Source organism: uncultured Eudoraea sp. (genome assembly GCF_947260015.1).
In the GTDB taxonomy this organism is placed as follows: Bacteria; Bacteroidota; Bacteroidia; order Flavobacteriales; family Flavobacteriaceae; genus Eudoraea.
Window position 1 is genome coordinate 37,260 of record NZ_CAMYOM010000017.1, and the last position, 6,992, is coordinate 44,251.

Genomic DNA, 6,992 nt, shown 5'->3' on the forward strand with positions numbered 1-6,992 from the left:
CAATATTGATAGGATTTTTTATTTAACCCATAATTGATTGTGGAAAGTATTTTTACTAAAATAATAAATGGCGATATACCATCTTACAAAATTGCCGAAGACGATAATTTTTTTGCCTTCCTGGATATTAATCCCAATGCAAAGGGGCATACCTTATGTGTGCCTAAGAAAGAAGTAGATAAAATAATGGATATGGATGAAGCTCTATATTTGGGGTTAATGAGATTTTCCAGAAGCGTGGGTAAGGCTATTGAAGCAGCTATAGACTGCAAACGAGTGGGAATTACAGTAATAGGTTTGGAAGTGCCCCATGTGCATGTGCATCTAATTCCCTTAAATAAGATGGCAGATGCAACCTTTATGAACAAAATTCAGTTATCACCAGAAGAATTTGAAGATATTGCCAGGAAAATACAATCTAAAATGCAATGATACCGGTTTGGAATAGGTAGAATAATACCCCGGCAATAACAATAGGCGACAGTACAAGAATATAAAATAATGCAGTGAATTTAGTGCTAGCTTTTTCCGGATTGACCATTTTTTGGTAATACTCAAATATGCGCTCAATATCTTCAGTCCACTTTACCGGGTAAATAATACTTTCACATGTATTGCATTTAATTTGATGACTAACTTTTGGGGTAATCTTATGATAAAGTCTTCCAAATAAATGCTTTTGATAAAACGTAATTTTCATGTCCTGATTAAAGCATTCAGGGCAATTATTCGTAATGTCGGCCTCTTTAATAACAACTAATTTTTCTTTTGCCATTATTGCTGATCTGATTTTATTGATATCTGCATTATAGTTCCTTCCTTGCTCGAAGAAAGTACTTTTATCTTTCCTTTATGATACTCCTCAATTATTCTTTTAACAAGGGATAGGCCTAAACCCCAGCCTCGTTTTTTTGAGGTGTAACCAGGATTAAAAATCGAATTGAAGTCTCCTTTCGCTATTCCATGTCCGGTATCTGAAATTAATATATTAACATATCTGCCGTCCGGAACAATTTCGATGGCAATATTACCTTTACCTTTCATGGCGTCAATTCCATTTTTGACCAAATTCTCAATGGTCCAATTATATAATGAACGGTTTAATAGAACGGGAAGTTGTTCAACCTTAGAATTAAAAGTAAAATGAATAAGTTTAGAACTTCTGAGTTTTAGATATTCAAAGGCACTCCTGGTTTCTTTAACAATGTCGTGTTCTTGAAGTTTGGGGAGTGAACCTATTTTAGAAAAACGTTCTGTTATGTTCTGTAATCTTCCGATATCTTTCTCAATTTCTTTGGTAATATCCGGGTTTACTTGTTCGCTCTTCAATAGTTCATTCCAACCAAGAAGTGAGGTTAGCGGGGTACCAATCTGGTGGGCAGTTTCCTTTGCCATTCCCGCCCATAGTTTGTTTTGTTCAGATGCTTTATTGGTTTTAAAGAAAAAGAAGATAACCGCAGCAAACAGAAAAATAATTAATAAAAGGGCAATAGGGTAGTATTTTAATTTATTTAATACTTCCGAATTACCGTAATAGAGTGTAGCTAATTGCTCATCGTTATAATCAATAGAAATAGGTGTGTTTTCTGCTTCAAATTTTTTTATCTTTTTCTTTAAATAAATTGTATCAACAACTATTTCTTCGGGCATGTTGTTGGTTCTTATGGATCCATCCATATTTACCAGAATCATTGGAGTTGAAGTATTGTTTTGAAAGATTTTAACGTGTAGATTTCCCAGATCTCTGCCTTCTGAAGACTGCAATAATTCGGACTGAGCTGTGGCCCATATCTCCATTTTATGGCGCTCTTCTTCCTTGAATTTTTTAAAAAAACTATTGGTATTCCAAAGAATAAGACTCACAATAACAAAAGATGCTATTAATAGAAATAGATTAGAAGTCTTCTTTTGGGAATTAAAATTCATCCTTTCGGTTAATTAGCATTAAAGATAACTGAAATTGGCCTAAAATGTTGTGTTCTACAAGCGAGTTAAAGTTTTAAATGGGACACAATTTATATACCTTTGTTTTGATGCAAAAAACTATATCCCTAATACCTTCTGAGATTACTACCGGGCAGTTACACTCTTACCTTTTAGGTGCTGTTGGGCCGAGGCCCATAGCTTTTGCAAGTACTATGGACGAAAAAGGAATTCCAAACCTTTCACCCTTTAGCTTTTTTAATGTGTTTAGCGCTAATCCACCTATATTGATTTTCTCACCCGCCAGAAGAGTACGGGATAATACTACTAAGCATACACTAAATAATGTGCTTAAAATAAAAGAAGTGGTTATCAATATTGTAAATTTCGAGCTGGTTCAGCAGATGTCTTTGACCAGTACGGAATATGATCAAAATGTAAATGAATTCATAAAGGCTGGATTAACCATGTTAGACTCAGATTTGGTTAAACCATTCAGGGTTTCTGAATCTCCAGTCCAGTTTGAATGTAAGGTTACAAAGGTTGAGGCTTTAGGCAAGGAAGGGGGAGCTGGTAATCTGGTTTTTGCGGAAGTTGTTAAAATTCACATCCGGGAATCAATTTTAGATGAAAACGGCTCAATTGACCAATTTAAAATTGATCAGGTTGCCCGAATGGGAGGTAATTGGTATAGCAGGGCTAATAAGGGCATGTTTGAGGTTCCAAAACCACTTTCCAAGCTCGGAATGGGGGTTGATAATATACCTGAAGAAATAAGATTGATAAAAATGCTTACAGCCAACGATTTGGGCTTATTGGGAAATGTTGAAAGAATCCCCGATAATAATGATCTCGATGAATTTATAGCAACAAATGATCAAATTCGGTCAATTGTCAAAAACAAGGATACAAGAGAATTACACAGAATAGCAAGAGAATATTTAGATAATAATAAGATACTTTCTGCATGGAAAGTATTGCTAATAAATACTGAATTAAATGGAAATACAAGGAAAAATTAAAATGATTGATGAGACTAAAACCTTTGGTAATAACGGTTTTAGAAAAAGAGAGGTGGTTATTACAACAGAAGAACAGTATCCCCAACATATATTGGTAGAATTTGTTCAGGATAAATGTGACTTGCTTAATAAGCACAAAGTTGGAGAAACTGTAAAAATTAACATTAACCTGAGAGGAAGAGAATGGACAAACCCTCAGGGGGAGGTTAAATATTTTAATTCTGTTCAAGGATGGCGAATTGAAACTTTACAACCCGATCAAGGGGATAGTGGAATTCCACCGGTGCCTCCTATTGAGGCATTTGAACCGGCTGAAGAACTAAATGAAGAAGATCACGACGATCTGCCATTTTAGATAGAATCCCTTTTCAGCTGCAGATTATTTTTAAGTTGACGGGTAATTTTAAGAACTGTTAAACTTGAATAACAACAATAGCGATATTTACTTTTTAACAAAGCTGTTAGAGTTTCCTCCGGCGGATAATGCTAATGGGGATGGATTGCTGGCAGTGGGGGGGGATTTATCTCCTGAAAGATTACTACTGGCATATAAATCAGGGATATTTCCCTGGTTTAATGACGATTCTTTGATCTTATGGTGGAGCCCGGATCCCAGGATGGTCTTATTCCCTCGTAAGATTCGGATTTCTAAAAGTATGCGACAAATTTTATCGGGTACGCGCTTCACTTTTACCAGGGATAAATGCTTTGGTGAAGTTCTGGAAGCCTGTGCCGAAATAGAGAGAGCAGGGCAGGAAGGAACCTGGATTACCAATAGTATGAAAGAGGCCTATTTACGATTGCATGATCTGGGGTTTGCCAGGTCTTATGAGGTTTGGGAAGATAAGAAATTAGTAGGTGGGCTTTACGGTATTGATCTTGGACACGTATTTTGTGGTGAAAGTATGTTTTCTAGGGTGAGCAATGCATCTAAATTTGCATTTATTAAATTGGCAAGGGATCTTGAAGAACAGAGCTATAAATTCATAGATTGTCAGGTTTATACCAAGCATTTGGCAAGCTTAGGGGCAGAAGAAATCCCGAGGAAGGAATTCTTAAAATTATTGCAGGACAGTATTTAGGGCCCGAAGAATAAGGTGTCTGGTTTGAGTCCATCAAGTTTGGTATATGATATATTTAGACTACAGAATTACAACAAGAATAATTATAGCATAGCTTGTATTTTGTGGAATCTCATAGGAGCAAATAGAAATTGTTTATTCCTCACTAATAAAGGACATGATCATAGTTGGCCGGAAGAGATTCCCTCATTTTTATAAAATCTCCCTCCGCCCCAAATAATATTTCATAGTCCGCATGCTCGTCATGTATTTTACCCCTTACCAATAATTCATAATTTAAGGAAGGAATCAAAAGATTTTGGAATGCATTATTTAAGGTAGTTTCGACATTCTGATCAGAGGCGATAGGATATTGTTGTTGAATCTTTCTGATTTTAAACTTATTAAACTTTTCATTTAGGAACTTTGTGATCTTTGACCATGAATCTTCAGGGACATCCACTTCCTTAATTAGAATTTCAATAACCTCAAGTTTGCCCGATTCATCAAATTCAATACTATAATACAATTTATCCTTTTTAAACTTGGCTTCATAACTAATTTTAGAAGTATCTGTTTCCTTATAAAAACGAAGCTTTTTAGCATTCTGCAGTTTCACTTTGATGAAATCATGTGCAGCTTCCGGGAATTGATTTTTTTTAATTCGATGTTCGCGCTCAACCTTTATTTGAGAGAGGCCTGTTGAAAACTGAAATAAGGCCATAATTAATAGTAGTAAAAATCTATACTTCATCATATCTAAAACAATTTACTTCGTGATCATTAACCATTCCTGTTGCCTGCATATGGGCATAAACCACGGTACTTCCAACAAACTTAAACCCACGCTTCTTTAAGTCCTTGCTCAAAGTATCTGAAAGTGATGTTTTTGCCGGGGCATCCCTATAATCTACAAAACTATTTTTTATGGGTTTATCCTTTACAAAACCCCAGATATATTTGCTAAAACTTCCAAATTCTTTTTGTACTTCAATAAAAGCCTGGGCATTGGTAATTGTAGCTCTAATTTTGAGTTTGTTTCGAATGATTCCGGCATCCTTTAGCAAGGTATCAATTTTGGGTTGTTGGTAGGTCGCAATTTTGTTGTATTCAAAATTGTCAAAAGCCTTTCTGAAATTTTCCCGTTTCTTAAGAATTGTCAGCCAGCTTAACCCGGCCTGAAAAGTTTCCAATACAAGAAACTCAAATAGCGTCGGATCATCTTTTACAGGAACGCCCCATTCTTCATCATGATAGGCTTCGTATAGGTCATTACCCAGACACCAACCACATTTATGCACTTCCATAATGCCGAATCTTTTATATAAAGATATGGCATTAATCGGAATTGAATTACTTACGAATGGTCATTTGTAAGGTGCTCCTAGCAATAAGATAGTAATACTTTCGTTAAAAAATAGTTAAACTATTAGTTAATGATAGTAATACTATTATATTTGCCCAATATTTAAATCAAAGTTTATGGAAAGTTTATTCCATTCTATGCGGATTACGATTAATGATAAATTATATATAAAGGACCCTGAATCTTCCAATTTAGGGAAACGAATTGTTGAGGAAAGCATTCTCATGATTAATGACATTGGTTTCGAGAGTTTCACTTTTAAAAAATTGGGTCAAAAGATCGGATCCAATGAAAGTTCCATTTATCGATATTTTGAAAATAAACATAAACTATTACTTTATCTGGCTTCCTGGTATTGGGGTTGGCTTGAATATCAGTTGGTTTTTGCAACAAACAATATCCCTGATACCAATTCTAAACTCGAAAGAGCCATAGAAATTATGACACAGGCAACAGAAATTGATTTGGCATTTACTCATATTAATGAAGTTCTACTTAATAAAATTGTAATTAATGAATATTCTAAGTCTTATCTGACAAAAGAAGTAGATCAGGAAAACAAGGAGGGATATTTTGTAATCTACAAAAGGTTGGTCAATAGAATGAGTCTTATGATAAGTGAAGTAAATGCGGATTACCCGTATTCCTCAAGTCTTGCAAGTACCATTATTGACGGTGCTTTACATCAGTATTTTTTAATGGATCACTTTTCCTCTTTGACAAGTTGCAATAAGACGACAACGCCCACGGAGTATTTTAAACACCTAACGTTTAACACCTTAAATATTAAAAGCAATGGCTAAAAATATTCTTAGTGCCTGGCAGCGTTTAATTGGACTATTAAAGCTTGACAAGCGAGATATTCTTCAAATATTTTACTATGCAATATTTGCAGGGGTAGTCAATTTATCCCTTCCTTTAGGGATACAAGCCATAATAAACCTGATCCAGGGAGCCCAGGTAAGTACTTCCTGGATAATTTTGGTAATACTTGTAACATTAGGTGTCGCTTTTGTTGGTGTCCTGCAATTAATGCAGATACGGATTATTGAAAATGTGCAGCAAAAAATATTCACCAGATCTGCATTTGAGTTTGCTTACCGATTCCCAAAAATAAAGATGAATCAGCTGCTTAATTTCTATCCTCCGGAGTTAGCTAATCGCTTTTTTGATACCTTAAATGTGCAGAAAGGCCTTTCCAAAATATTAATTGATTTCCCGGCAGCTTTATTACAGATAATTCTGGGTTTACTTTTACTCTCATTCTATCATCCTTTTTTTATCATTTATGGGATTCTGTTACTACTACTAATATACATAGTATTCAAATTTACTGCACAAAGAGGCCTGGAGACCAGCTTAGATGAGTCAAAAAATAAATATAAGGTTGCGCATTGGATACAAGAGGTAGCACGATCGATAGTTAGTTTTAAGTTATCCGGAAAAACCAAATTGGCTATGAACAAAACTGACGTTTTAGTGTCTGACTATCTTGGCGCCAGGGAAAGTCACTTTAAAATATTGGTGATTCAGTTTATTCAGATGATTGGTTTTAAAGTTCTGGTTACCCTTGGCCTATTGCTTATAGGGGGGATTCTTGTCCTTAATCAGGAGATGAAT

The 6,992-nt window shown here is 35.1% G+C and carries 9 protein-coding genes and 1 pseudogene; 6 read left to right on the forward strand and 4 right to left on the reverse strand.

The window, feature by feature from the left end:
- The first annotated feature begins 39 nt into the window (after positions 1–39).
- A complete protein-coding gene (locus Q0X66_RS09095; RefSeq protein WP_297705552.1) occupies positions 40–432 on the forward strand; it encodes an HIT family protein in 393 nt (130 codons plus the stop codon).
- On the opposite strand, the gene Q0X66_RS09100 is transcribed toward Q0X66_RS09095, so the two are convergent.
- Both Q0X66_RS09100 and Q0X66_RS09105 read right to left on the reverse strand, forming a co-directional pair.
- Positions 419–775: a hypothetical protein gene (locus Q0X66_RS09100; RefSeq protein WP_297705553.1), complete on the reverse strand. Its 357-nt coding sequence runs from the start codon at positions 773–775 to the stop codon at positions 419–421. The genes Q0X66_RS09095 and Q0X66_RS09100 overlap by 14 nt on opposite strands.
- A complete protein-coding gene (locus Q0X66_RS09105; protein WP_297705554.1) occupies positions 775–1,926 on the reverse strand; it encodes a HAMP domain-containing sensor histidine kinase in 1,152 nt (383 codons plus the stop codon). Before Q0X66_RS09105 ends, Q0X66_RS09100 begins: the two co-directional genes overlap by 1 nt.
- 107 nt (positions 1,927–2,033) lie before the next feature.
- Here Q0X66_RS09105 and Q0X66_RS09110 point away from each other — a divergent pair, with 107 nt between their 5' ends.
- The 3 genes from Q0X66_RS09110 to aat all read left to right on the forward strand — a co-directional run bounded on the left by Q0X66_RS09110 (position 2,034) and on the right by aat (position 4,027).
- The gene (locus Q0X66_RS09110) at positions 2,034–2,945 is read left to right on the forward strand and encodes a flavin reductase family protein (protein WP_297705555.1); all 912 of its coding nucleotides are present in this window, start codon (positions 2,034–2,036) and stop codon (positions 2,943–2,945) included.
- The gene (locus tag Q0X66_RS09115; RefSeq protein WP_297705556.1) at positions 2,923–3,300 is read left to right on the forward strand and encodes a DUF3127 domain-containing protein; all 378 of its coding nucleotides are present in this window, start codon (positions 2,923–2,925) and stop codon (positions 3,298–3,300) included. Before Q0X66_RS09110 ends, Q0X66_RS09115 begins: the two co-directional genes overlap by 23 nt.
- Positions 3,301–3,364: 64 nt before the next feature.
- Positions 3,365–4,027 (forward strand): leucyl/phenylalanyl-tRNA--protein transferase, encoded by a 663-nt coding sequence (gene aat, locus Q0X66_RS09120; protein ID WP_297705557.1) that lies wholly within the window; start codon positions 3,365–3,367, stop codon positions 4,025–4,027.
- Between the two features lie 145 nt (positions 4,028–4,172).
- Here the strand turns inward: aat and Q0X66_RS09125 are convergent, their stop codons facing one another.
- Both Q0X66_RS09125 and Q0X66_RS09130 read right to left on the reverse strand, forming a co-directional pair.
- Positions 4,173–4,763, reverse strand: coding sequence for a hypothetical protein (locus Q0X66_RS09125; RefSeq protein ID WP_297705558.1), 591 nt, complete (start codon positions 4,761–4,763; stop codon positions 4,173–4,175).
- Positions 4,750–5,313, reverse strand: coding sequence for a DNA-3-methyladenine glycosylase I (locus tag Q0X66_RS09130; RefSeq protein ID WP_297705559.1), 564 nt, complete (start codon positions 5,311–5,313; stop codon positions 4,750–4,752). The genes Q0X66_RS09125 and Q0X66_RS09130 overlap by 14 nt, the downstream gene beginning before the upstream one ends.
- A gap of 175 nt (positions 5,314–5,488) precedes the next feature.
- Here Q0X66_RS09130 and Q0X66_RS09135 point away from each other — a divergent pair, with 175 nt between their 5' ends.
- Positions 5,489–6,175, forward strand: coding sequence for a TetR/AcrR family transcriptional regulator (locus tag Q0X66_RS09135; protein ID WP_297705560.1), 687 nt, complete (start codon positions 5,489–5,491; stop codon positions 6,173–6,175).
- Positions 6,168–6,992 (forward strand): annotated as a pseudogene (locus Q0X66_RS09140) (ABC transporter ATP-binding protein); the annotation flags it as partial. The gene Q0X66_RS09135 and the pseudogene Q0X66_RS09140, both read left to right, overlap by 8 nt.

Bases quoted from the DNA above. Each gene is read 5' to 3' on its own strand.
- Q0X66_RS09105 (WP_297705554.1), bottom strand. From the start codon at position 1,926: ATGAATTTTAATTCCCAAAAGAAGACTTCTAATCTATTTCTATTAATA.
- Q0X66_RS09130 (WP_297705559.1), bottom strand. From the start codon at position 5,313: ATGGAAGTGCATAAATGTGGTTGGTGTCTGGGTAATGACCTATACGAA.
- Q0X66_RS09115 (WP_297705556.1), top strand. From the start codon at position 2,923: ATGGAAATACAAGGAAAAATTAAAATGATTGATGAGACTAAAACCTTT.
- Q0X66_RS09135 (WP_297705560.1), top strand. From the start codon at position 5,489: ATGGAAAGTTTATTCCATTCTATGCGGATTACGATTAATGATAAATTA.
- Q0X66_RS09110 (WP_297705555.1), top strand. From the start codon at position 2,034: ATGCAAAAAACTATATCCCTAATACCTTCTGAGATTACTACCGGGCAG.
- Q0X66_RS09100 (WP_297705553.1), bottom strand. From the start codon at position 775: ATGGCAAAAGAAAAATTAGTTGTTATTAAAGAGGCCGACATTACGAAT.
- Q0X66_RS09125 (WP_297705558.1), bottom strand. From the start codon at position 4,763: ATGATGAAGTATAGATTTTTACTACTATTAATTATGGCCTTATTTCAG.